The sequence below is a fragment of the Ottowia beijingensis genome (genome assembly GCF_042680925.1).
Taxonomy (GTDB): domain Bacteria; phylum Pseudomonadota; class Gammaproteobacteria; order Burkholderiales; family Burkholderiaceae_C; genus Ottowia; species Ottowia beijingensis.
Genome location: NZ_JBHUEP010000007.1, coordinates 695,398 through 716,808, shown reverse-complemented (window position 1 = coordinate 716,808; position 21,411 = coordinate 695,398). Strand labels below are relative to the sequence as shown.

Annotated in this window: 26 protein-coding genes and 1 tRNA gene; 6 read left to right on the top strand and 21 right to left on the bottom strand. The window is 64.8% G+C overall.

What is annotated here, in order from left to right; translation table 11 throughout:
* Positions 1 to 115: 115 nt before the first annotated feature.
* Positions 116 to 1,087, bottom strand: coding sequence for an NAD(P)H-dependent flavin oxidoreductase (locus ACFSCU_RS12760; RefSeq protein ID WP_180551477.1), 972 nt, complete (start codon positions 1,085 to 1,087; stop codon positions 116 to 118).
* 180 nt (positions 1,088 to 1,267) lie between these two features.
* Between ACFSCU_RS12760 and ACFSCU_RS12755 the strand changes: the two genes are divergently transcribed.
* The gene (locus tag ACFSCU_RS12755; RefSeq protein ID WP_180551476.1) at positions 1,268 to 1,477 is read left to right on the top strand and encodes a hypothetical protein; all 210 of its coding nucleotides are present in this window, start codon (positions 1,268 to 1,270) and stop codon (positions 1,475 to 1,477) included.
* Positions 1,478 to 2,072: 595 nt separating this feature from the next.
* On the opposite strand, the gene ACFSCU_RS12750 is transcribed toward ACFSCU_RS12755, so the two are convergent.
* The 6 genes from ACFSCU_RS12750 to ACFSCU_RS12725 form a co-directional block, all read right to left on the bottom strand.
* Positions 2,073 to 3,104, bottom strand: a complete 1,032-nt coding sequence (locus tag ACFSCU_RS12750; RefSeq protein ID WP_180551475.1) for a microcin C ABC transporter permease YejB — start codon at positions 3,102 to 3,104, stop codon at positions 2,073 to 2,075.
* A gap of 12 nt (positions 3,105 to 3,116) precedes the next feature.
* Complete coding sequence (locus ACFSCU_RS12745; protein ID WP_180551474.1) at positions 3,117 to 3,401, bottom strand: CcdB family protein; 285 nt, start codon at positions 3,399 to 3,401, stop codon at positions 3,117 to 3,119.
* 17 nt (positions 3,402 to 3,418) lie between these two features.
* Positions 3,419 to 3,673, bottom strand: a complete 255-nt coding sequence (locus ACFSCU_RS12740) for a type II toxin-antitoxin system CcdA family antitoxin (protein WP_180551473.1) — start codon at positions 3,671 to 3,673, stop codon at positions 3,419 to 3,421.
* A 96-nt stretch (positions 3,674 to 3,769) separates the two neighbouring features.
* A complete protein-coding gene (locus ACFSCU_RS12735; RefSeq protein ID WP_180551472.1) occupies positions 3,770 to 4,045 on the bottom strand; it encodes a hypothetical protein in 276 nt (91 codons plus the stop codon).
* 1 nt (position 4,046) lies between these two features.
* Positions 4,047 to 4,328, bottom strand: coding sequence for a hypothetical protein (locus ACFSCU_RS12730; protein ID WP_377560873.1), 282 nt, complete (start codon positions 4,326 to 4,328; stop codon positions 4,047 to 4,049).
* 52 nt (positions 4,329 to 4,380) lie between these two features.
* Positions 4,381 to 6,198, bottom strand: coding sequence for an extracellular solute-binding protein (locus tag ACFSCU_RS12725; protein ID WP_377560871.1), 1,818 nt, complete (start codon positions 6,196 to 6,198; stop codon positions 4,381 to 4,383).
* Between the two features lie 38 nt (positions 6,199 to 6,236).
* Here ACFSCU_RS12725 and fabI point away from each other — a divergent pair, with 38 nt between their 5' ends.
* Positions 6,237 to 7,040 (top strand): enoyl-ACP reductase FabI, encoded by an 804-nt coding sequence (gene fabI, locus ACFSCU_RS12720; protein WP_180551471.1) that lies wholly within the window; start codon positions 6,237 to 6,239, stop codon positions 7,038 to 7,040.
* 181 nt (positions 7,041 to 7,221) lie between these two features.
* Positions 7,222 to 8,103 (top strand): DNA ligase, encoded by an 882-nt coding sequence (locus ACFSCU_RS12715; protein WP_180551470.1) that lies wholly within the window; start codon positions 7,222 to 7,224, stop codon positions 8,101 to 8,103.
* A 344-nt stretch (positions 8,104 to 8,447) separates the two neighbouring features.
* Here the strand turns inward: ACFSCU_RS12715 and ACFSCU_RS12710 are convergent, their stop codons facing one another.
* The gene (locus ACFSCU_RS12710) at positions 8,448 to 8,681 is read right to left on the bottom strand and encodes a DUF465 domain-containing protein (RefSeq protein ID WP_180551469.1); all 234 of its coding nucleotides are present in this window, start codon (positions 8,679 to 8,681) and stop codon (positions 8,448 to 8,450) included.
* A gap of 41 nt (positions 8,682 to 8,722) precedes the next feature.
* On the bottom strand, positions 8,723 to 11,080 hold the full coding sequence (locus ACFSCU_RS12705; protein WP_180551468.1) for an arginine/lysine/ornithine decarboxylase: 2,358 nt from the start codon (positions 11,078 to 11,080) through the stop codon (positions 8,723 to 8,725).
* A 137-nt stretch (positions 11,081 to 11,217) separates the two neighbouring features.
* Between ACFSCU_RS12705 and ACFSCU_RS12700 the strand changes: the two genes are divergently transcribed.
* The 3 genes from ACFSCU_RS12700 (at position 11,218) to ACFSCU_RS12690 (ending at position 13,013) form a co-directional block, all read left to right on the top strand.
* Entirely contained in the window at positions 11,218 to 11,643 is a 426-nt protein-coding gene (locus tag ACFSCU_RS12700) for an NfeD family protein (RefSeq protein ID WP_180551467.1), read from the top strand.
* Between the two features lie 82 nt (positions 11,644 to 11,725).
* Positions 11,726 to 12,661, top strand: coding sequence for an SPFH domain-containing protein (locus ACFSCU_RS12695; RefSeq protein WP_180551466.1), 936 nt, complete (start codon positions 11,726 to 11,728; stop codon positions 12,659 to 12,661).
* Positions 12,662 to 12,922: 261 nt separating this feature from the next.
* Positions 12,923 to 13,013 (top strand) — tRNA-Ser (locus ACFSCU_RS12690).
* 109 nt (positions 13,014 to 13,122) lie between these two features.
* On the opposite strand, the gene ACFSCU_RS12685 is transcribed toward ACFSCU_RS12690, so the two are convergent.
* The 12 genes from ACFSCU_RS12685 to ACFSCU_RS12630 form a co-directional block, all read right to left on the bottom strand.
* Complete coding sequence (locus ACFSCU_RS12685; protein WP_180551465.1) at positions 13,123 to 13,440, bottom strand: phage head closure protein; 318 nt, start codon at positions 13,438 to 13,440, stop codon at positions 13,123 to 13,125.
* Positions 13,437 to 13,721 (bottom strand): head-tail connector protein, encoded by a 285-nt coding sequence (locus ACFSCU_RS12680; protein WP_377560867.1) that lies wholly within the window; start codon positions 13,719 to 13,721, stop codon positions 13,437 to 13,439. Before ACFSCU_RS12680 ends, ACFSCU_RS12685 begins: the two co-directional genes overlap by 4 nt.
* 160 nt (positions 13,722 to 13,881) lie before the next feature.
* Positions 13,882 to 15,387 carry a terminase large subunit gene (locus ACFSCU_RS12675; RefSeq protein ID WP_377560865.1) on the bottom strand — a complete coding sequence of 502 codons (1,506 nt, stop codon included), beginning with the start codon at positions 15,385 to 15,387 and terminating at the stop codon, positions 13,882 to 13,884.
* Positions 15,384 to 15,797: a terminase gene (locus ACFSCU_RS12670; protein ID WP_180551463.1), complete on the bottom strand. Its 414-nt coding sequence runs from the start codon at positions 15,795 to 15,797 to the stop codon at positions 15,384 to 15,386. Before ACFSCU_RS12670 ends, ACFSCU_RS12675 begins: the two co-directional genes overlap by 4 nt.
* Positions 15,794 to 16,189 carry an HNH endonuclease signature motif containing protein gene (locus tag ACFSCU_RS12665; RefSeq protein ID WP_377560863.1) on the bottom strand — a complete coding sequence of 132 codons (396 nt, stop codon included), beginning with the start codon at positions 16,187 to 16,189 and terminating at the stop codon, positions 15,794 to 15,796. Before ACFSCU_RS12665 ends, ACFSCU_RS12670 begins: the two co-directional genes overlap by 4 nt.
* Entirely contained in the window at positions 16,161 to 17,336 is a 1,176-nt protein-coding gene (locus ACFSCU_RS12660; protein ID WP_180551461.1) for a phage portal protein, read from the bottom strand. Before ACFSCU_RS12660 ends, ACFSCU_RS12665 begins: the two co-directional genes overlap by 29 nt.
* Complete coding sequence (locus ACFSCU_RS12655; protein WP_180551459.1) at positions 17,327 to 17,857, bottom strand: HK97 family phage prohead protease; 531 nt, start codon at positions 17,855 to 17,857, stop codon at positions 17,327 to 17,329. The genes ACFSCU_RS12660 and ACFSCU_RS12655 overlap by 10 nt, the downstream gene beginning before the upstream one ends.
* Positions 17,858 to 17,860: 3 nt before the next feature.
* The gene (locus tag ACFSCU_RS12650; protein ID WP_377560862.1) at positions 17,861 to 19,099 is read right to left on the bottom strand and encodes a phage major capsid protein; all 1,239 of its coding nucleotides are present in this window, start codon (positions 19,097 to 19,099) and stop codon (positions 17,861 to 17,863) included.
* A gap of 147 nt (positions 19,100 to 19,246) precedes the next feature.
* Positions 19,247 to 19,633 carry a hypothetical protein gene (locus tag ACFSCU_RS12645; protein WP_180551458.1) on the bottom strand — a complete coding sequence of 129 codons (387 nt, stop codon included), beginning with the start codon at positions 19,631 to 19,633 and terminating at the stop codon, positions 19,247 to 19,249.
* Positions 19,630 to 20,661: an AAA family ATPase gene (locus ACFSCU_RS12640; RefSeq protein WP_257646249.1), complete on the bottom strand. Its 1,032-nt coding sequence runs from the start codon at positions 20,659 to 20,661 to the stop codon at positions 19,630 to 19,632. The genes ACFSCU_RS12645 and ACFSCU_RS12640 overlap by 4 nt, the downstream gene beginning before the upstream one ends.
* A complete protein-coding gene (locus ACFSCU_RS12635; protein WP_180551455.1) occupies positions 20,661 to 21,128 on the bottom strand; it encodes a hypothetical protein in 468 nt (155 codons plus the stop codon). The genes ACFSCU_RS12640 and ACFSCU_RS12635 overlap by 1 nt, the downstream gene beginning before the upstream one ends.
* Positions 21,118 to 21,327, bottom strand: a complete 210-nt coding sequence (locus tag ACFSCU_RS12630) for a helix-turn-helix transcriptional regulator (RefSeq protein ID WP_377560859.1) — start codon at positions 21,325 to 21,327, stop codon at positions 21,118 to 21,120. The genes ACFSCU_RS12635 and ACFSCU_RS12630 overlap by 11 nt, the downstream gene beginning before the upstream one ends.
* Positions 21,328 to 21,411 lie beyond the last annotated feature (84 nt).

Genomic DNA, 21,411 nt, shown 5'->3' with positions numbered 1-21,411 from the left:
AGGGCGATCCGCCGCAGCTCAACCCGGTGATTCGCTATTTAAATAATAGCTGCTTGCGCTTGCAGGACGGGCGCTGAAGGCCAAAATGGCTTGAAAACCTGCTGTGCCACGCTGATCACACCATCCCCGCCAGCCGCTGCCGCACGATCTGCTGCGCCTCGGCCACGATGCGGTCGATCAGTTCCTTCACCGTCGGGATGTCGTGGATCAGCCCGGCCACCATGCCGCACGACCAGGCGCCGGCGTCCAGGTCACCATCGCGCATCACCTTGGGGTACACGCCGCCCACCTCAGCCACGATGTCGTCGAAGGTGATCCTGTCGCCCAGTTCGCGCTCCTTGGCCAGCAGGCGCTCGACGCCGGCGTTGTTCAGCACACGCTCGGTGTTGCGCAGCGGGCGCATCACCAGGCGCGTGTCCAGTTCGCTGGCGGCCACGATGGCCTGTTTGACCTTCTCGTGCACCGGCGCCTCCTTCGTGGCGATGAAGCGCGTGCCCATATTCATGCCCTCGGCGCCCATGGCCATCGCCGCCACGAGGCTGCGGCCGTCGGCCATGCCGCCCGAGGCGATGAAGGGAATCTTCAGCGTCTCGGCCGCGCGCGGCAGCAGGATGAAGTTGGGCACGTCGTCCTCGCCCGGGTGGCCGCCGCATTCGAAGCCGTCCACGCTCACCGCGTCGCAGCCAATCGCCTCGGCCTTCAGCGCGTGGCGCACCGAGGTGCATTTGTGGATCACGGTGATACCCGCTTCCTTCAGCATGGGCATCCACTTCTGCGGGTTGTTGCCCGCCGTCTCGACCACCTTGATGCCACCGTCGACGATGCTGCGCACGTAGCCGGGGTAGTCGGGCGGCGTGCGCGCGGGCAGAAAGGTCAGGTTCACGCCGAAGGGCTTGTCGGTCATGCCGCGGCAGCGCGCGATCTCCTCGGCCAGCGCGGCGGGCGACGGCTGCGTGAGCGCCGTCAGAATGCCCAGGCCGCCCGCGTTGGACACGGCCGAGGCCAACTCGGCCAGGCCGACGAAGTGCATGCCGCCCTGCACGATGGGGTATTGGATGCCGAGCATGTCGGTGATGCGGGTGCGCATGAAGCTTCTCTCCGTGTCGAATGGGGTTGCGGGTGAAGCCGCCATTGTGCAAAACGGCGCCGCGCCGCGCGTAACGCGGGTGACATGGCGTTGGCCAAAGTGGGCACGGAACCACGGCGCGCCAGGCGGCTCCAACCGCGTCGACGCCGGACCACCCGCCGACGCACCGCATTGACCACCATGAAGCGCCCCACCGCCACCCGCCCGCCGCGCACTGCCAACCGTGCCGTGCGCGTGGCCGCGCCTGCGCCGCGCAACCCGGTGGCGGCCGCACTGGCCGCGCGACGCACATCGGGCGCGGCCGGGCGCCATGGCCCGCAGGCCAGCGCGCGCCGGGCCGCCGAACGCGCGGCGCTGGTGCGGGAGCTGCGGTCCGCACGGGACGATTGAAGCGACCGGACGCTGTGTAATTTATAGCAGTCAGCGCAGACGCGGCGCCGGCTTTCAGTTTTTTTATGGGAAGTCCATGCACTGGAGGATACGCCGCCCTTTGAACGCAGAGGTCGCGGAGGTTTCGCAAAAGTCGCAAAAAAAAACGATGTTTGGAGCCTGGTGCATTTGCAGGCTTCGCCAGTGATAGATGCCTCACTCGTTGGCGACAAGCCCATGATGCTTTCTGCGTCTTTTTGCGAAACCTTCGCGACCTCTGCGTTCAACCTGGAAACGGCAGTTGGATGCGCCCGAGCGTGCCATGAGGCGTGCCAGGTTTTGCCTGCAAGGACGAGCAACGCCGCATGGCGCGGACCGAAAGCGGTGAAATCCGGTGCACAACGCGCTCACCTGACAGGTGAGCGTGATCGAAGCCGTGAAAGTCAACGTACATGGGGTTGACCGAAGATGACGAACGGTCAACTGCCGTTTCTATTGACGTATTCCAAAAGCATGACAGCGCGTGCCGCGCCAAGGAAAACCCCCCTCTCCCTCTGGGAGAGGGACTGGGGTGAGGGCCGCCAGCGTGTCATGCATGACGCAATGATCAACAGGCTCAGTCGAACTTCACCCGCGGATCGACCCACACGTAGGTCAGATCGCTGATCAGCTTGGTGATGAGCCCGATCAGCGTGAACAGGAACAGCGTGCCCAACACCACCGGATAGTCGCGGCGGATCACGCTTTCGTAGCTCAGCAGACCCAGCCCGTCGAGCGAGAACAGCGTCTCGATCAGCAGCGCGCCGGTGAAGAAGGCGCCGATGAAGGCCGCCGGAAAGCCCGTCACGATGGGGATCAGCGCGTTGCGGAACACGTGCTTCCACAGCACCTGCCGCTCCGTCAGGCCCTTGGCGCGCGCCGTCAGCACGTACTGCTTGCGGATTTCCTCCAGGAACGAGTTCTTGGTCAGCATCGCCGTCACCGCAAAGCTGCCCAGCACCATCGCCGTCACCGGCAGCGTGATGTGCCACAGGTAATCGACGATCTTCGCGCCCCAGCTCAGTTCGTCCCAGTTGGCCGAGGTCAGCCCGCGCAGCGGAAACCACTGCAACTGCCCGCCAAAGATCACCAGCAGCGCCACGCCCAGCACGAAGCCCGGAATGGCGTAGCCCACCAGCACGATCAGCGTCGTCACCAGGTCGAACCGGCTGCCCGCCCGCACCGCCTTGGCCACACCCAGCGGCACGCTGATGCCGTAGCTGATGAAAAACGTCCACAGCCCCAGGCTGATCGACACCGGCAGCTTCTCCTTGATGAGCTGCCACACGTCCTTGTTCTGGAAGAAGCTGCGCCCCAGATCGAAGCGCGCGAACTGCCCCAGCATCTGGAAGAAGCGCTGGTGCGCCGGCTTGTCGAAGCCGTAGAGCCTCTTGATTTCCTCCAGCCGCTGCCCATCCACGCCCTGCGCGCCGCGATAGGCCATGCCCCCGCCCTCGGCCGACGCCCCGCCTGCCCCGGCGCGGGCCTCGGCCAGGTACTGCTCCACCGGGCCGCCGGGCACGAACTGTATGACGGCGAAGGTCAGCAGCAGCACGCCCAGCAGCGTGGGCAGCATCAACAGGAGGCGTTTGAGGATGTAGGCGAACATGGCTCTTCTGATTCAGGCTTCCACCAGCGTCCATTGCGACCAATCGCTCGGAACCATGGTGCGCCTGCGATCCTTGAATACCGCTTGCATTTCAAGTTCTCCGTTGGGACGTGGGCCAATCGAATAAATCCAGCACATGCCAAGACGCTGATTGCCGGGAGGTAGCGCGCTGATGCGCGCCAAGGGCACCACCAGACGGCGCCGATAGCGGTCGGACGAGGCGGATTGGACTGAAACCAGATAAGGCACCTGGTCACGCCTCGGGCCGGGGTTGATGTGAACATCGAATCGAGGCATCAAGCGCGCCCGCGTGGCTACAGGGGCGAATGGTCGTCAGCAAAAGAGCCGCCCCACGCATCGAGCACGGCGTTCCAGTCGTCGCAACACTGCTCTGCCTCGCGCAGACGGGCGGCGCGCGCATCGCGCTCCCGCGCTACGTACTCGGTCAACATGGCTTCGACCGTGGCCGACAGGTTGCCACTGTGCGCCTCGGCCTCCTGCACCAAGTCTTCGCTCAGGGTCAGGTTGACGGGGCGCTTGCGGGGCGAGACGGTGTGTGGCGTACTCATATGCGCATGGTATGTGCATCAGGCTGCGGTCGCAAAACCGCGTTCGCTCGCCTGGAGCACAGGCTATCGTCGCCCGCGGGGCGCACCGCTGCGGACTCAAGCGGGTTTCTTCTCCGTCAGTTGCCCCGACACATACTTGTGCAGCACGCTGGCGATCAGTGTCTGGTAGGGCATGCCCTCGGCCAGAGCGCGCGCCTGGATGTCCATCAGGTCGGCGGACGACAGGCGGATGTTGACGCGCTTGTCCTTGACCGCCGTGGCGCGCGCAGCATCGCGCAGGCGTTGCAGTTCGGCCTTGGTGGCAACGGAGATCAGCTGGCCGGACTCGTAGTCTTCCAGCAGTTGCAGTTCGTCGGGATCGAGACGTGGCATGTCATTCTCCTTTCGCGGCAATGAAGTCGCGCGTGGCCTTTCGGCTGGGGATGATGGTCTTGAGGAACAGGTGATCCTCTTCCTCGACGTAGGGCACCAAATACGCGTAGTCGTCGATCACCACCACCATGATGCGCTGACGCGGGTAACGCTCGGCGTTCGGGTGCGCGACGATATCCAGCAGCCCCCCGGATTCGACTGCGACGGTGATCTGTTCGAACGACAAACCCCGCTCCTGCTGGAGCAGCGCGTTCTTCTCGACAGACCACCGAAACGGCTTCATGGCGCAAGTTTAGGCAATCGTGTGCCTTTTGTCATCAATGCGACGCCTGCCTTTAGCGCGTGCCCGGTGGATTCCTTGCCCACCACGTATCAATCGCCCACGTCTCCCCCCTGAAATACGGCGGGGTCACCTTCGGTCGCTCCAGCCGCCAGGCGTTGTAGGCCATGCGGTGGGTGCCGGCAAACCACTGCGGCAGCAGGACGTGGCTGTGGCTGATGACGCGGTCCAGCGTGCGGCAGGCGGCGCGGTACTGTGCTTCAGTCTTCGCGCTGACCATCAAGCTGATGATGCTGTCCACCGCCGCGCTCTTCACGCCCGCCAGATTGCCCGAATCCTCGGTATCCGCCGCCTGGCTGCCGAACAGGTCGGCGTATTCCTGGCCGGGGTTGGCGGTGCCGGCGTAGGCGATGGTGGTGATGTCGAAGTCGAATTTCTGCAGGCGCTGCTGGTACAGCGCGAAATCGACCGGGCGAAAGCGCAGCGTGATGCCGAGTTTTTCCAGGTTGCGCATCCACGGCGTGACGACGCGGGCGCCGCCTTCGTTGCTGTCGAGGTATTCGAGCACGAAGGCCTGGCCTTGGGCGTTGCGCAGGGTGCCGCTTTGCACGGTCCAGCCCGCCTCGGCCAGCAGCTGCTGCGCGCGGCGCAGGTTCTCGCGCAGGCCGCCGACGGCCGGGTCCTGGGGCTGATCGGTGCGCGGGGGCGTGTAGGCAATGCCGAAAGCGGCGGCGGGGATCTGGCCGCGCAAGGGATCCATCAGTGCCAGTTCTTCCGCTGACGGCAGGCCGCTGGCCGCGCAGCTGGTGTTGCCGAACAGGCCGCTGACGCGCGTGTACGAGTTGTAGAACATCTGGCGGTTCATCCACTCGTAGTCCACCGCCAGGCCCAGCGCCTCGCGCACGCGCACGTCCTGCAGCAGCGGGCGGCGCGTGTTGAGCACGTAGCTCTGAAAGCCGGTGGGCAGCTTGTGCTGAAACTCGCCCTTGACCAGTTCGCCGGCGTCAAAGCGCTTGCCGTTCACGCGCCGCGCCCAGTCGCCGGCCGAATAAAAGGCCATGAGGTCGAACTCGCCCGCCTTCAGCGCCTCCAGCCGGGCGGTGTTGTCGCGATAGATCTTGACCAGGATGCGGTCGAAGTTGGCCGTGCCGCGGCGCACGTTCAGCTCGCGCGCCCAGTAGTCGGGGTCGCGCACGTAGGTGATGTCCTTGCCGAACTTGACGGGCCCGATCTTGTACGGCCCGCTGCCAATGGGCGGCTCCATCACCACCTCGTTGAAGGGCTTGCCCTCGCCCCATTGGCGGCTGAACACGGGCAGGCCGCCCACGGTGAGCGGCAGCTCGCGGTTGGCGCGCTTGAAGCGGTAGCGCACGGTGCGTTCGTCCACCACGTCGACGCCGTCCACGTCGATCAGCATGGTCTTGTACGCGGGCGAGGTGTGCGGGCCGACCAGGGTGTCGTAGCTGTGCTTCACGTCCGCGGCCAGCACAGCGTCGCCATTGTGAAAGCGCGCTTCCCTGCGCAGGCGGAAGGTGGCCGACAGGCCATCGGGCGCCACCGTCACGTCCTCGGCCAGCAGGCCGTAGCCGGCGCCCTCCTCGTCCAGCGAGCCGGTGAGCAGGGTGTCAAACATCAGCTGGCTCAGATAAGCCGGCGCGCCGCCGCGGATGGTGAAGGGGTTGTACTTGTCGAAGGTGGACAGGCGCAGGTTGCTGACCAGGCGCAGCTCGCCGCCCTTGGGCGCGGCGGGGTTCACGTAGTCGAAGTGGGCGAAGCCCGGCGGGTATTTCATGTCGCCCCACAGCGCATAGCCGTGGGCAGCCCACGCCGGGGGGCTGAACAGCAGGCCGAAGGCCACAAGCAATGCACGCATGCGACAATTCTGCCGCTATTTTTCGAGGAGCTAGACCCATGACCAAACCCACCGGCTTTCTGGCGGGCAAGAAGCTGCTGATCACCGGCGTGCTGTCCAACCGATCCATCGCCTACGGCATCGCCAAGGCCTGCCACGCGCAGGGCGCCGAGCTGGCCTTCAGCTACGTGGGCGAGCGCTTCAAGGACCGCATCACCGAGTTCGCGGCCGAGTTCGACAGCCAGCTGGTGTTCGACTGCGACGTGGGCAGCGACGAGCAGATCGAGGCGATGTTCAAAAACCTGAGCGCCACTTGGCCCAAGTTCGACGGCTTCGTGCACGCCATCGGCTTTGCGCCGCGCGAGGCGATCGCGGGCAACTTTTTCGACGGCCTGAGCCGCGAGAACTATCGCATCGCGCACGACATCAGCGCCTACAGCTTTCCCGGCATGGCCAAGGCCGCCCTGCCCTACCTGAACGACAAGGCGGCGCTGCTGACGCTGAGCTACCTGGGCGCGTTGCGCAGCATCCCCAACTACAACACCATGGGCCTGGCCAAGGCCAGCCTAGAGGCCAGCGTGCGCTACATGGCCGAGGCGCTGGGCGGCAAGGGCATCCGCGTCAACGGCATCAGCGCCGGGCCGATCAAGACGCTGGCGGCCAGCGGCATCAAGGATTTCGGCAAGCTGCTGGGCTACGTGGCCAGCGCCGCGCCGCTGCGGCGCAACGTGACGATCGACGACGTGGGCAATGTGGCCGCCTTCCTGCTGAGCGATCTGGCCAGCGGCGTGACGGCCGAGATCACCTACGTCGATGGCGGCTTCAGCCAGACGGCGGGCTTGAGCGCGGACATGGTGGGCTGACCCGCGGCGCCGCTTTTACTCTGATTGTGGGAGCGGCCTTGGCCGCGATACAGCGCCGTGCGAAGGTCAAGCGCCTCATCGCGGCCAAGGCCGCTCCCACAAGATTCCGCGTCACCCACCACAAGCCAAATCGACCTCCAGCGCTTACCCAGCAAGCGCCGACAGCTTCTCTATTCATAGCATGAACCGCCGCCGCCTCCTGCTGCTCACGCCCCTGCTGGCCTGCGCTACCCTGCGCGCGCCACTGGCCTGGGCGCAGCGCAGCGACGCCCCCGCGCTGCAGCTGGCCGGCCATTACCGCCCCGGCATGGACCTGCGCGGCTGGTGGGTCAGCGAGAAGTACGACGGCGTGCGTGCGCACTGGGATGGCCAGCAGCTGCGCACGCGCGGTGGCGAACGCATCAACGCGCCCGCCTGGTTCACCGCCGGCTGGCCGGCCGAGCCGATGGATGGCGAGTTGTGGGCCGGGCGCGGCCGCTTCGAGCAGGCGCAGTCGGCCGCGGCGCGCCAGCAGCCGGACGATGCCGCCTGGCGTGCGCTGCGCTACATGGTGTTCGACGTGCCGGCGCACCCCGGCACCTTCGACGAACGCCTGCGCGCGCTGGCCGGGCTGGTGGCGCGCATCGACCAGCCCTGGGTGCTGGCCGTACCGCAGCGCAAGGTGGCCAGCCACGCCGAACTGCAGGCCCTGCTGCGCGACGTGGAACGTGGCGGCGGCGAAGGGCTGATGCTGCGCCGCGGTGCATCGCTGCACCGGGCCGGCCGCGGCGATGACCTGCTGAAGTTCAAATCCCACGACGACGCCGAGGCGCGCGTGGTGGCGCACCTGCCCGGCAAGGGCAAGCACGCCGGCCGCCTGGGCGCGCTGCTGGTGGAAACGCCCGAAGGCCAGCGCTTTGCGCTGGGCACCGGCTTCACCGACGCGCAGCGCGCCGATCCGCCACCCGTGGGCAGCTGGGTGACCTACCGCTACCGCGGCCTGCACCAGAAAAGCGGCCTGCCGCGCTTTGCCAGCTTCATGCGGGTGCGGGCGGACGAGGCGCGGTTCAGGCCGGGGCGTTGATCGTCGGCAGCCTGTGTGGGAGCGGGCTGGCCCGCGATTCGGCGGATGTGGGGATGAAGCGCCCATCGCGGGCAAGCCCGCTCCCACAGCAAGACATAACATCAAAAAGCATAGCTGCTTGCGCTCGCCTTTCCTTGATTTCAGAGGTATTTCTCCTGAAATCGTGATCTGTCCAGCGCATGCCACTATTTATTCAATAGCGCATTGCCTACGGCCCACGCCGGCACAACAGCGGTGCCAGTATTTCCCTGACCGCTTCTCGCGCCCGACCCACCAGGGCTGCAGCCCGAAAAAGGCGAAAAAAAGCCCGCATCAGCGGGCTTCTTCATCAGACGCCAGGCAACTTACTTCGCGCCGGCGTCGGCCTCTGCCTTCAGGATGGTGTACAGCTCGTCCTTGATGTGCAGCTTTTCCTTCTTCAGCGTCTCGATCTCCAGGTGCGTGCCACCGGCATCGTGGCTTTCCAGCGCCTTGATCTGGTGGTCCAGATCGTTGTGTTTCTCGAACAGGCTCAGAAAGCGGTTGTTGGTGCCTTCGCCTTTCAGGCGGGTGATCAGGTCGCGGTACTCAGGGAACATCGTTTCTCCTTTCAATGGAGCAAATCATAGCCTGCCCCATCTCATTGAGAGCGTGCATAAGGCGTCTTCTTGCGGGTTTCGATCATGTCCTGGATGTCGGTCTTGGGGCTGACCTTGCGCTTGCCGCCGTCCTCGGCCACGCAGTCGGCGAAGTAGCGCACGTCGCCGTTGTCGTCCTCCACTTCCACCAGGCCGTGGATGTCGGTCTCGAAGCCGGGGCACAGCAGCGAGAACTCGCGCGAGAACTTGAGGTAATCCACGATCTTCTTGTTGAACACCTCGCCCGGAATCAGCAGCGGAATGCCCGGCGGATACGGCGTGACCAGCGCGGTGGTGATCCGCCCTTCCAGGTCGTCGATCTCCACGCGCTCCACCTTGCGGCGGGCGATGCAGGCATAGGCCTCGGCCGGGTTCATGGCGGGTGTCAGCTCGCTCAGGTACATCTCGGTGGTCAGCCGCGCGATGTCGTGCTTGGCGTACAGCTGGTGCACGTGCTGGCACAGATCGCGCAGGCCCATGCGCTCGTAGCGGCGGTGCTGCTGGCAGAACTCCGGCATGATGCGCCACAGCGGCTGGTTGCGGTCGTAGTCGTCCTTGAACTGCTGCAGCGCCGTCAGCAGCGTGTTCCAGCGGCCCTTGGTGATGCCGATGGTGAACATGATGAAGAAGCTGTACAGGCCCGTCTTCTCCACCACCACGCCGTGCTCGGCCAGGAACTTGGTGACGATGCTGGCCGGAATGCCGGTCTTGTCGAACTTGCCGTCCAGGTTCAGCCCTGGCGTGACGATGGTGGCCTTGATCGGGTCCAGCATGTTGAAGCCCGGCGCCAGCTTGCCGAAGCCGTGCCAGCTGTTGGCCTTGCTGCGGCCGTTGCGGATGATCCAGTCGCTGGCGCGGCCGACGCCCTGTTCGGCGATCTCGTCCGGGCCCCACACCTTGAACCACCAGTCGCCCTTGCCGAAGTCGGCCTCGACCTTGCGCATGGCGCGGCGGAAGTCCAGCGCCTCGGCGATGCTCTCCTCCACCATCGCGGTGCCGCCGGGCGGCTCCATCATGGCGGCGGCCACGTCGCAGCTGGCGATGATGCTGTACTGCGGGCTGGTCGAGGTGTGCATCAGGTACGCCTCGTTGAACAGGTAGCGGTCCAGCTGCACGTTCTGCGAATCCTGCACCAGCACGTGGCTGGCCTGGCTGATGCCGGCCAGCAGCTTGTGGATCGACTGCGTGGAATACACCACCGATTGCTTGGGCCGCGCGCGCTTCTTGCCCATGGCGTGGTATGACCCATAGAACGGGTGGAAGGCCGCGTGCGGCAGCCAGGCCTCGTCGAAGTGCAGGTTGTCGACGTAGCCGTCCAGCATGCTCTTGATGGCCTCGGTGTCGTACAGCACGCCGTCGTAGGTGGACTGCGTCAGCGACATGATGCGCGGCTTCACCTTGTCGGCGTCCACGTGCTTCAAGAGCGGGTTGGCGCGGATCTTGGCCTTGATCGCCTCGGGCTCGAACTCGCTCTTCGGGATCGGCCCGATGATGCCGAAGTGGTTGCGCGTGGGCTTCAGGAAGACCGGAATCGCCCCCGTCATGATGATGGCGTGCAGGTTGCTCTTGTGGCAGTTGCGGTCGACCACCACCACGTCGCCCGGCGCCACGGTGTGGTGCCACACGATCTTGTTCGACGTGCTGGTGCCGTTGGTGACGAAGAAGCAGTGGTCGGCATTGAAGATGCGCGCCGCGTTGCGCTCGGATTCGCCGATGGCGCCGTTGTGGTCCAGCAGCTGGCCGAGTTCTTCCACCGCGTTGCACACGTCGGCGCGCAGCATGTTCTCGCCATAGAACTGGTGGTACATCTGGCCGATGGGCGACTTCAAGAACGCCACGCCGCCCGAATGGCCCGGGCAGTGCCACGAGTACGACCCGTCCTCGGCGTAGTCGAGCAGCGCCTTGAAGAACGGTGGCTGGATGCCCTCCAGGTAGCTCTTGGCCTCGCGCACGATGTGCTTGGCCACGAAATCGGGCGTGTCCTCGAACATGTGGATGAAGCCGTGCAGCTCGCGCAGCACGTCGTTGGGCAGGTGCTGGCTGGTCTTGGTCTCGCCGTGCAGGTAGATCGGCACGTCGCTGTTCTTGCGCCGCACCTCCTGGATGAAGTTGCGCAAATCCTGCACGGCGGGGTCGGCCTCGGGGTCGCTGCCCAGTTCCTCGTCGTCGATCGACAGGATGAAGGCGCTGGCGCGGCTTTGCTGCTGCGCGAACTGGCTCAAGTCACCATAGCTGGTGGCGCCCAGCACCTCGAAGCCCTCGGCCTCGATGGCCTCGGCCAGCGCACGGATGCCGAAGCCCGAGGTGTTCTCGGCGCGGTAGTCTTCGTCGATGATGACGATGGGAAAGCGGAATTTCATGGGGGCGGGCTCCAGCCGGGATGCGGCAACGCAGCGGCGAAGTGTACGGAATTGGTGCGTCAGCACCGCTACATGCGAGCGATTGAACCAAAATGCAAGTCAATCGTCCTACAACATCACAACGGCAGGAGGTGAACATGGCCCTTTCAACCTGGTGGTGGATCGCCACCGGCGTGCTGGTGGCGCTGGAGCTGGTCAGCGGCACCTTTTATCTCTTGATGCTGGCCATCGGCGGCGTGGCGGGCGCGCTGGCGGCGCATGCCGGCGCATCGCCCAGCAGCCAGATCGTGATCGCCGCCGTGGTGGGCGGCGCGGCCGTGGTGGCCTGCTACCTGGTGCGCCGCCGCCGGCCGGGCGATCCTTCGCCGCGCTCCGAGCGCAGCGTGAACCTGGACGTGGGCGAAACCGTGCAGATCGACGGCTGGAACGCCGACGGCACGGCGCAAATCCGCTACCGTGGCACGCAGTGGACCGTGCTGGCCCGCCCCGGCACCGAGCCGCGCCCCGGCCCCCACCGCGTGGCCGAACTGGTCGGCAGCCGCCTGCTGGTCGACCCGCTGTAGCGCCCCGCGCACCCTTTGACACACCGGTGCCACCCCGCGCAGGCATCATCCCGCAAGCCCACGAACTTCAGAAAGCATCGCCTTGGAACTCGCCCTCATCCTCCTCGTCATCGCCGTCATCTTCATCACCCGCTCGGTCAAGGTGGTGCCGCAGCAGAACGCCTGGGTCATCGAGCGCCTGGGCAAGTACCACGCCACGCTGGCACCGGGCCTGAACTTCCTCGTGCCCTTCATCGACCGCGTGGCCTACCGCCACAGCCTGAAGGAAATCCCGCTCGACGTGCCCAGCCAGATCTGCATCACGCGCGACAACACGCAGCTGCAGGTCGACGGCATCCTGTACTACCAGGTCACCGACCCGATGCGCGCCAGCTACGGCTCCAGCAACTACGTCATGGCCATCTCACAGCTGGCGCAGACCACGCTGCGCAGCGTCATCGGCCGGCTGGAGCTGGACAAGACCTTCGAAGAGCGCGACATGATCAACGCCAAGGTGGTCGAGGCCATCGACGAAGCCGCGCTGAACTGGGGCGTGAAGGTGCTGCGCTACGAAATCAAGGACCTGACGCCGCCGGCCGAAATCCTGCGCGCCATGCAGGCGCAAATCACCGCCGAGCGCGAAAAGCGCGCCGTCATCGCCACTTCCGAAGGCAAGCGGCAGGAACAGATCAACCTGGCCGACGGCGAAAAGCAGGCCGCCATCGCCAAGTCCGAGGGCGAGAAGCAGGCCGCCATCAACAACGCCCAGGGCGAAGCCGCCGCCATCACCGAAGTGGCCACCGCCACCGCCGTCGCCCTGGCCCGCATCGGCACCGCCATCCGCCAGCCCGGCGGCGAACAGGCGGTGCAGCTCAAGGTGGCCGAACGCGCCGTCGACGCCTACAGCCAGCTGGCCGCCCAAGCCCGCACCACCCTGGTCGTGCCCAGCAACATGACCGAAGTCTCGGCCCTCATCACTTCGGCCATGAAGATGGTGCAGGCCGGCCAGAACGGCACCGACACGCCGCCCGTGCGCTGACGCGCGAGGGCGGGAGCGCTACATATACTCCCCATAACCCTATCCGCCAGCGCCCGACTGGCGGGCGCAAAAGGCATATACTCCCAAAATACGCTTGCCGAACGCCTGCCATTGAGGCGCCTCTGCCCGCCACGCCAGCACCCCAAGTGCACGCCAGGCACGGGCCTGCACCAAGGCCGCCACCGCCCCAGCGCAGCCACGGCCACGCATCCATCGCACCGCCTGGCTTTCGCTGAGCGCTGCTACAATGCCGGGTTCCACGGAGAGGTGGATGAGTGGTTTAAGTCGCACGCCTGGAAAGCGTGTGTGGGTTAATAGCCCACCGCGGGTTCGAATCCCGCCCTCTCCGCCAGCAAGCCTTATTTCATGCGGCTTTCGGGCCGTTTTTCATTCCACACCCCCAATTACATCCCATTGCGGCGTGCGGTCTGGCACCCCCTCCCGCGCGCGCGTGGGTGCCCCTACTGCACCCGCCTGCACATCAACTGCAATTCCCGTTGGGCGCTCTTGACGTGAATCACCGACTGAATGCCGTAGGTGTCGGCGCCGTGCTTCACGCGCATGGTGGAATCGACGCCGGGCACGTAGCGCAGGCGGATGCGCACCGTCACTTCAGCCACCACGGCCATGGCGGCCATGTATTCCCGGCCTTGCAGCGGCTCCACTGCGGCCCAGGCATCAAACACCGGCATCCAGTCGGTGAAGGGCTGGCCAGCCTCGTCCTGCCCCTCGGAAAGCTGTTCCAGCGTCACCCATTGATCGAGCGTGCCGGCCCTCATACCGACAGACTCCGGTAGGGTGCCAGCAGGCGGGCAAACGTCGGGTTGTCGTGCAGACTGCGATCCGTGACGGCTTCGCGGTTCTCGTACAGATCGGCCACGCGCAACAAGATCGCAGCCTCGACGGGCGCGGGCGGCGCCAGCAGTTCCATATCCTCGTGCGCCATGTCCAGGTAATCCGCTACGGAATACGTAGCAGCATCGATCATGCGCTGGATCAGATCATCCTCGTGCGTGTGGTCTACGCGAAGATGGGCTTTGGCTTGTTCAAGTGTGGGCATGGTTGATCCTCAAGGGCGATGTGCAGAAATGCACTTCGGTGAATAGGTGCCGGTCGCGCCTTCCTGCAAAGGCCACCGGCTGTCGGGGTTAGTTTGGAACCGTGCCACTCGCCGACTAAGGCACGTCCGGGTGATGCCTTGCGGCCCCTCCCGGCTAGGGTTAAACAAAACAGAACTCACTGGCCGCATGGCCTTGTTCTTCACCAGCGGCGACGGCAACACCTATCGCCATGGCAAGGGCTTGCATGCCGTCAATCCGGCCCGTGGCGCGGCTCTTGTCCAACTTGCGGGCGCCAGTCGGGTCTTTGGTCACCACGGCATTGGCGGCGCACATCGTCAGCACCGGGTGCATGCCGTGGGCGATGCGCTGATTCAGCAGCTCGGCTTCCAGCGCATCCAGCGCGGGCGCCATGTCCTTGTAGCCCTGGCCCCACGGCACCAGCGGCAGATCGCAGCCGACGCGCTCCAATTCCTTTTTCAGCAAATCAATGCGCCAGCGGTCATAGGCAATGGCTTGCACGTCCAGGCCGGCAAGGATGGCGGCCATGTCTTGCGCGACGATTTCGTAATCGACGGTGGCGCCGGCAGTGGTGTGCAAATGGCCCTCAGCGGCCCACACGGCATAGGGTGCGCGATCACGCTTTGAACGATCATGAATGCCTTGCTCGGGCGTCCAGAAGTGGGGCTGTACTTGCCACACGCCATCCACCTTGCCGACGATCACCAGCGCCGTCAGGTCGGTGCGGGCGGACAGGTCAAGGCCGGCGAAGACAGGGCCATCCACTGCGTCCATTTTTGGACTGAGTGCGCAACCCTTCCACACGTCCGGCGACACGAAAGGCGATTCAGTGCTGACGCGCTGATTCAGCAAAAGATTGCGGGCGCTGTTCTCCATGCTGGGCATGCGCTGCGCCTGCGTCATCTGTTCCCGAAGATCATCTTCGGAGCGGAACAAACCCAGGGCTGGATTTGCGGCCTTCCAGGCGCTCTCGTCCATCAAGTCGCAGCCTTCGGGCGCAGCGTATAGGTGGCAGACAATCTTCGGATCACCAGACTTCAAGGCATCGTCAATCTGCACGCTGAGCCAATCCGCATCCGATGCAGCCTGCGTGCTGATGATGATTTGCAGCGGGTTTTCGTGTGCCCCTTGGGAGGTCAGCAGGCTGTCGATAAAGTCGTCTTGCGGGCCACGCACCTGCCCCCATTCGTCCCCAATAATCAGCAGGGGACTCGCGCCCATCGCCGTCTTTGCCTCGGCACTCATGGCGCGGAACTCGGTATTCATGGGCAGGCCGATGATCCGTTTCCCCGATGGCACGATTCGCACCAGGTCGGCAATCTTGGGGGATTGCTGGATCATGAGACAGCACAGCCGGAACACCAGCGATGCCTGTTCACGCGACAAGGCGCCTGAAACCAGAACCGCATTCTGTCGAGCTTCAGGGCCCACGACAAACGCGGCGAGGATGGCGGCGATAAGCGCAGTTTTGCCCCCCTTTCTGCCCATGCTCAGGATGGCGCGGCGCGTGCCGTGGGGGTTGTCGAAAACGTCAATCAGAAACTTCTTTTGGAAGTCTGCCAGCACCATGGGTTTGCCCACGTCCTTACCCTCGGGGACGCACAAGTAGCCCTCGATAAATCGGATGACGCGGGCGGCGCGGGTCATACCGCGCGCAGCCTCGGGATAAGCTCGTCCCCGTCGTCCTGGCGTGCCTTGCGCTCTGCCGTGTTCTGGTTCACTTGATCCGCTGCACGTCCCGCAGTAGCAGTTGGATGCACTGCCACCGCCCTGGCCAGCGCCATGGATAGGCGGGTCAGCTTTGCGTGCTCGTCGGAGCCAATCGGGGAAGATTCGATAGCGTGCTGTACGCGGGCAAGGTTCGCAGCCTGCACAAGATCAGCTTGCGTCCAAAGATCACGGGCGCGGGCGGTCACGATGGCGTCCCAGAACGGTTTGCAAGGCTCGGGCAGGGTCACATACCCCGGCGGCTCAATAGGCGCTTGGGCGGCGTTCTGGTGCGCTTGGGTGGCAGTCTTGGCACTATCGGAGCGGTGGCGCTTGGGTGTGAGCTTCATAATTGCCTATTTTTTAAGCAGGTAGCGTTAAAGCGAGGGGAACAGCGCGGTTTGCCGGCCTCGGTTGCTGGCGATTTCTGAAACCACGGATGGCTCGGATCGAGCGGCATGCCTTTGCTATCACATCCATAGCTGACGCGCTTGCCCATGTCGCGCTGGGTCTTGCGGCTATGGCAGGGCTTGCACAGTGATTGCAGCGCCTCGGGACGGTTGTCGCTCGGGTCGTTGTTCACATGGTCGACCTCGGTCGCCGGCTCGATCACGCCCCGGTCGAGGCAGTGCTGGCACAGTGGGCGCTCGCCCAGGATCACGGCACGCAGACGGCGCCATGCCTTGCCATCAAGTGCCAGCGTGCGGCCAGTCTCAAGCTGGCGCTGCTTGAGTGTCTTCATGGTCGATACCCTCAATCGTCGGCAGGTTCTCAAGTCGGCGGGCCTCGGACGGCAGCAACCAGCCTGATGCGATGCCCTTGCCGTAGAAGTCAGCCCGGTTGCTGGAATCGCCGCGCAACATGCCCTCGGCAGAGAACTCAGGGTAATAGATGCGCCGGCCTGCGTCGGTCAGCAACTGGCGTGCAATCGCCCCTTCAATCGCGGCCATGTGCCTGCCCAGCGTGTGCGTGATGAACCATCGATTCATCTCGACTGAGTTACTGAAGTTGGCGTGCGTCAGGTCGCCAATGAGAACCGGCGGAATCTTGAATATCCGCGCCACCTCTTGAACTGAGAACTGACGCGCTGCAATCCATTCGGCGTCCTCCAGGCTCATGCTCACGGGGCTGAAGGTCACGCCTTCTTCAAGTACCGGGGTGCGGCCTGCGTTGGCTGCGCCGCTGTACTGCGTGGCCCAGCTCTGCTTCAGGGCTTCGCGCTGTTCGGCTTTCAGCTTGCCGGGGAACGACAGCACGCCCGATAGCTTGGTGCCGTTGCGGAATGACGCGGTACCGTGTTCGGCTTCGGCGGTGGCCAGCTCGATCACCGCACGCGCAGCCTGAATCGGGGATTGGCCGATCAGCGGATCAGCGCCGGCACGGTGGCGCAGGTGGAATACTTCAGCCGGTAGCAGGCGTTCCATCTTGCCGTCGCGGTCGGTGTACGCATACCCGCCGATCACGTCGCCCTTGCGCATGACGGTCACGCGCTCGGCAGGCAGCGGGATCAGCGCATCGCACTGCCCGTCCCACGCGCGAATGATCTTTGCAAACGCATTGCCGCGCAGCAAGGCACTGGCCACCATGAATTCCCAGAACTCGACGGCCGATTGATGCTCGTTCGGCGCGTGGTGGATCACGCCATACAGACGATGGTCGCTGGCTTTCACGCGGTCTTCGCCTTCACGGCGGTACAGGTGCAGGGGCAAGCTGCCGATGGCTTCGCTAATGGCCGATACAGCGGCGTAGCAGGCGGCCACGGACTGCGCCGATTCGGGCGTGACGCTGCCCGACGTGCGCAGGGCGGCAAAGTTGGCCCACACGTCGTTCGGGTTCGCGTCGCGGCGCTCCAGGCCCAGCACGCGGGCGGCACGTTCGATCAGTCGCATGTGTCCAGCCAAAGTAGTTCGCGGCCATTGAAGATGCCCACCTGCGGCGGGCGATTGCGCACGCTCACGGTGGTTTGCTCATAGGCTGGCCATGCCTGCACCACGCTGACTTCGTGCAGCTCGACGGCGCGCAGCTCGCGCGTGTCGCCGCGCCAGACTTCATCAGTAGCGACGAAACCAAAGCTCATGCCGCCCAGGTCGCCACGCTGCGCCAGTGCGGCCACATCACGGCCCGCTTGCGTGTCGGGCAGCGCCAGCGTGAAGGCCAGCCCGTGCCCGTCTTCATGCAGCGTCAGCGTGCCGGTCTTGGTGCGGCCCAGCACGGCACGTTGATCGTGGTCAGCCAGCGCCAGCACGTCGCGGCCACTGGCCAGCGTTTCCTTGAATGCACCGGGGGCGATGCGTTCGGTGAAACCGCCGATCTTGGTATCGACGCCATAGACGGCGGCGTAGCCGGACAGCACGCGCCCGCTGGCGGTGATGCCAGCGGTGGCGCGACGTTCGATCACTGGCGCATCCATGGCTTAGGCGATGGCGATGTCTTCAACCAGCACGAACGCTTCCGGGCGACGCACCACGGCATCCATGGTGTGCAGGATGCGGAGCTGAATATCGCCTCGTTCGTAGTAGCCGGCGGCGTAGGGGTTGGCCAGCACTTCCGTGGCGCCCCATTCACCGATCACCAGCTCGCCAAAGTCGCCGACGATCATGCGGCCCTTGGCAGGGCTACCGGCCTTGGCGTCAAGCTGGTTGCTGACATGCGCGGTCAAGCCGTTGATGCTGCCGCCTTGCAGGATGTAGTCAGCGCCTGCGGTGGTGGACTTCAAGGTGCTGCCCAGCTTGGTCGCCACCTTGGCGTGCGTCAGGATCGCATTGGGGGTGACGTTCACCAGCGCCAGTTTCTCGAACACCGCCAGCACGGCGGCCCAATCCAAGGTTGCCAAGCTGGCGGTCTGGGCACCGGCAGCATTCAAGATGCCCACAGGCTGCTTGGCGGCGGCGGTGCCATGGATCAATGCCTTGTCAACGGCCAGCCCGACTACGGCGGCAATATCGTCGCGCAGCAGTTGCTCAATCGCAGGGTTGGACTGCAAGGCCAGTTGACGGCTGAAGGCGGTCAAAGCACCGACGTGCTTCGGCTCCAGGCGAATGCTGGAATAGCTCGGGTTGCTTTCGGTCAGCGGGTCGCCCTCGTTCAACCAGTAGGCGGTACTCGCGCCCGTGGCCTTCGGGATCACCACATCGCCGCGCAAGCCCGACAGCACGCGCGCGCCCAGGCTGCGCACGATGGTCGAATTGCGCAGCAAGCCGATGAATTGATCGGGGCGCGGATCGTCCGGGGTAATGGCGGCGTTCGCGGTCGTTGTCATGGTGGCGCGTTTCTCGAACACGCTTGACGGGATCAGCACGCCCCCATGCTTGGCTTCAATGCCGTTGCGCTTGGCTTCTTGCTGGAACTCGGCAAGGGCGCCGGTCACGCTGCGCTGCTCAATCTGCGCGCGGATGGCGTCGGTGATGTTGACGGCGCCCTCCAGATTCGCGGTGGCCTTGTCGGGCGTGCCCAGGCTGCGGCGCTCGGCAGACTCAAGGAACACGGCGCGCTGCTCTTGCGCTTCCAGATCGGTAATGCTGGCCTTCAGGCCGTCGAAGGCTTTCTGCTCGTCGGCGGTCAGGTTGCGTTTCTCGGCACCGGCCTTGTCCACCAGGGCGCGGGCTTCGGCTACCTTCAGGGCGCGGGCTTCGCGCAGGTCGGCTACTTTCATCGGGTCACTTTCGTAAAGGTGCCCGAATCGCCGGGCGGGTTGCAATAGTCATAGACTATTGATACTGCGTGATATATAGCGTCTTTCAATCGTCTTGTCAAGAAAAAACCCGCACGGGGCGGGCTGTGGGTGGGACAACTTGTCCCACTATTCCGGGTAGTGGCTTTTGAAGTAATCCAGCAGATCGCCCCGAAGGTGCGGCGGTATCTCCAGGCACTGGCGTTCCATTTCTGCGCGGGCTTCGGCACCGTCGCCGTGTCGGTCACAGCAGCGCATGGCGGCGGCCAGCAGCTTTTTCATCGTCCGTTGCGCTGTCAATTCCGATGCAACAGTTGCGCAACTCGGTGCAGCCAAAGTTGCGCTGGTTTTTGCGTGGTGTTGCGCAGGTGTTGCGGTGCCAGTTGCGTGCTGACGCCCCTGCGGTTGCGCAGGTGTTGCGCTGCCGGTTGCATCGTTGGCCGCAGAAGTTGCGTGTTGCGTCTCTATAGGCGCGCAACTCGCAACTGCCCGCTTGAGTTGCTCGCGCAGGCTCATCGCTTGGCCTCCGGCGGCACGTCGCCCAGCTCACGCGCTTTGCGCAGGTGCCGGCTGACGTTGGACTTGTTGATCTCCAACTCGGCGGCGATCTCCGATTGGCTCAAGCCCTCTTTGGCCAGCGCCACCACGCGGTCATAGGTGCTTGCCTCCACGGTGCGGTAAGTCCAAGTGGCTTGGTCTTCGTCGCCGCCCAGGGCCAGTTCCAGGCTTTCAGCATCGGTGCCGGCCAGGTTGCGGGCCTTGGTGAACTCGGCCACGAACACGGCGCCCTGCGTAGGGTCGTAGTCTTGCGGTCGCCCCAGGCCGATAACCACGTCCAGAAGGTCTTCGCGCTTGCTGGTGCCGCGCTGCTGGCCGCCTTTGCCCGCGTGATGCACCAGCACCACGGCGATGCCACGGCGGCGCAGGGTCAGCAGCCATTCGCCCACCGGTTGCCAGCTCTCGCCCTCGTTCTCGCGCCCCGTGCGCGCCCAGGCGCTCAGGTTGTCGATAAACAGGACTTCGGTGTCCGGTTCGATCATGGCGTCGATGGCGGCCTGGCCCTCCGGTGTCGATATGTCCGGCATGGCCGTCCCATCGGGCAGCAGGTCGGGCGTGAAGACGCGCAGGAAGCCGGGCGCCGGTTCCACGTCGGGGACGTGCATCAGCAGGCGCTTTTGCATCAAGGCGCCCGGCAGCTCGCCGTCTAGGTACAGCACCTTGTGCGGACGTGGCGCGCTCCATTTGGCAAAGGTGCCCCCGGTGGCGATGGCGAAGGCTGCGGCTAGACAAAAGTGCGTCTTGCCGATGCCGCGTGCGGCGAACACCATGCACAGGTCTTGCGAGTGCAGCCACGGCGCAAGGATTTCCGCGCGTGGTTTGAAGTGCATTCCGGCCAGCTCTTGCACTGTTACCGCACGGATGGCTGGTGCAGTTGCGTGTTGCGTTGCTAGGGGCGCGCAACTCGCAACTCCTGCTGGCGGGTGGTCGGCAATGTCTGCGTCCAAGGCTGCGAATGCGCGTTCCAGCGGTCTTTCGAGTGCCATCATGCGAACACCTCCGCAATGCGCCCAATGCGGCCTGCGGCGGTCAGCAGGCGGGTTAGGTCAATCTGACTCAGCACCACGCCGTGGGCGACGTTGGCGGCGGCTACGGCCACCAGATTCGATTCGGCAGCCAGCACCATCAGGGCATCGCGTGCCGGTAGCGGCGTCGGTCGTGTGCGGGCGCTGTCCTTGCCGTCGTCAATCCAGGCGCCCAGCTCCTTGGCAGAGTCGATAAAGCCCTGGCCGCGTGCGGCCATGTGATAGGCCAGTACGTCACCACCACGGGCGCCACAGCCGGTCATGCAGACAAAGGCCCCGGTATCGGTGTTGATCCGCATGGCGTCGCTGCTATCGCAGTGCAGGCAGGACGTGGTGCGCCATTTGCCTTTGCGCTCGCGGAAAGTCAGGCCAGCGGTGTCGCTGTAGTAGGTCAGCGGGTCGGGTAGGCGGGTGCGGTCAAAGCTCATTGCGCCCGCCTTTCATTTTCGATTCGCGCCAAGCAATCAGCTCGGCGGTATCAAATACGGTGCAGCGCGCAGACAGGCGGCGGCCCTTGGGGAAGTCTTGTTTCTCGGCAGCCCAGCGCCAGAAAGTCGGCAGGGACACGCCCAGAAGCTCCGCGCCCTGCTTCGGACGGGATGAAGGGGGATAGCGCTTGGTTTGCATCAATTAACCTTTCAAGGTCTGCAACGTATTCGCGTCGCATTGATGCAAATCATGTAGGCGGGTCAGAAAATACCATCCCCCCGT

Coding starts and splice junctions, on each gene's coding strand:
- ACFSCU_RS12645 (WP_180551458.1), bottom strand. CDS start 19,633: ATGAGCCTGCGCGAGCAACTCAAGCGGGCAGTTGCGAGTTGCGCGCCT.
- ACFSCU_RS12745 (WP_180551474.1), bottom strand. CDS start 3,401: ATGCCTCGATTCGATGTTCACATCAACCCCGGCCCGAGGCGTGACCAG.
- ACFSCU_RS12725 (WP_377560871.1), bottom strand. CDS start 6,198: ATGCGTGCATTGCTTGTGGCCTTCGGCCTGCTGTTCAGCCCCCCGGCG.
- ACFSCU_RS12660 (WP_180551461.1), bottom strand. CDS start 17,336: ATGCGACTGATCGAACGTGCCGCCCGCGTGCTGGGCCTGGAGCGCCGC.
- ACFSCU_RS12700 (WP_180551467.1), top strand. CDS start 11,218: ATGGCCCTTTCAACCTGGTGGTGGATCGCCACCGGCGTGCTGGTGGCG.
- ACFSCU_RS12715 (WP_180551470.1), top strand. CDS start 7,222: ATGAACCGCCGCCGCCTCCTGCTGCTCACGCCCCTGCTGGCCTGCGCT.
- ACFSCU_RS12705 (WP_180551468.1), bottom strand. CDS start 11,080: ATGAAATTCCGCTTTCCCATCGTCATCATCGACGAAGACTACCGCGCC.
- ACFSCU_RS12670 (WP_180551463.1), bottom strand. CDS start 15,797: ATGAAGCTCACACCCAAGCGCCACCGCTCCGATAGTGCCAAGACTGCC.
- ACFSCU_RS12655 (WP_180551459.1), bottom strand. CDS start 17,857: ATGGATGCGCCAGTGATCGAACGTCGCGCCACCGCTGGCATCACCGCC.
- ACFSCU_RS12635 (WP_180551455.1), bottom strand. CDS start 21,128: ATGAGCTTTGACCGCACCCGCCTACCCGACCCGCTGACCTACTACAGC.
- ACFSCU_RS12640 (WP_257646249.1), bottom strand. CDS start 20,661: ATGGCACTCGAAAGACCGCTGGAACGCGCATTCGCAGCCTTGGACGCA.
- ACFSCU_RS12710 (WP_180551469.1), bottom strand. CDS start 8,681: ATGTTCCCTGAGTACCGCGACCTGATCACCCGCCTGAAAGGCGAAGGC.
- ACFSCU_RS12735 (WP_180551472.1), bottom strand. CDS start 4,045: ATGCCACGTCTCGATCCCGACGAACTGCAACTGCTGGAAGACTACGAG.
- ACFSCU_RS12740 (WP_180551473.1), bottom strand. CDS start 3,673: ATGAGTACGCCACACACCGTCTCGCCCCGCAAGCGCCCCGTCAACCTG.
- ACFSCU_RS12730 (WP_377560873.1), bottom strand. CDS start 4,328: ATGAAGCCGTTTCGGTGGTCTGTCGAGAAGAACGCGCTGCTCCAGCAG.
- ACFSCU_RS12665 (WP_377560863.1), bottom strand. CDS start 16,189: ATGAAGACACTCAAGCAGCGCCAGCTTGAGACTGGCCGCACGCTGGCA.
- ACFSCU_RS12630 (WP_377560859.1), bottom strand. CDS start 21,327: ATGCAAACCAAGCGCTATCCCCCTTCATCCCGTCCGAAGCAGGGCGCG.
- ACFSCU_RS12760 (WP_180551477.1), bottom strand. CDS start 1,087: ATGCGCACCCGCATCACCGACATGCTCGGCATCCAATACCCCATCGTG.
- ACFSCU_RS12650 (WP_377560862.1), bottom strand. CDS start 19,099: ATGAAAGTAGCCGACCTGCGCGAAGCCCGCGCCCTGAAGGTAGCCGAA.
- ACFSCU_RS12675 (WP_377560865.1), bottom strand. CDS start 15,387: ATGACCCGCGCCGCCCGCGTCATCCGATTTATCGAGGGCTACTTGTGC.
- ACFSCU_RS12685 (WP_180551465.1), bottom strand. CDS start 13,440: ATGAGGGCCGGCACGCTCGATCAATGGGTGACGCTGGAACAGCTTTCC.
- ACFSCU_RS12755 (WP_180551476.1), top strand. CDS start 1,268: ATGAAGCGCCCCACCGCCACCCGCCCGCCGCGCACTGCCAACCGTGCC.
- ACFSCU_RS12750 (WP_180551475.1), bottom strand. CDS start 3,104: ATGTTCGCCTACATCCTCAAACGCCTCCTGTTGATGCTGCCCACGCTG.
- ACFSCU_RS12680 (WP_377560867.1), bottom strand. CDS start 13,721: ATGCCCACACTTGAACAAGCCAAAGCCCATCTTCGCGTAGACCACACG.
- fabI (WP_180551471.1), top strand. CDS start 6,237: ATGACCAAACCCACCGGCTTTCTGGCGGGCAAGAAGCTGCTGATCACC.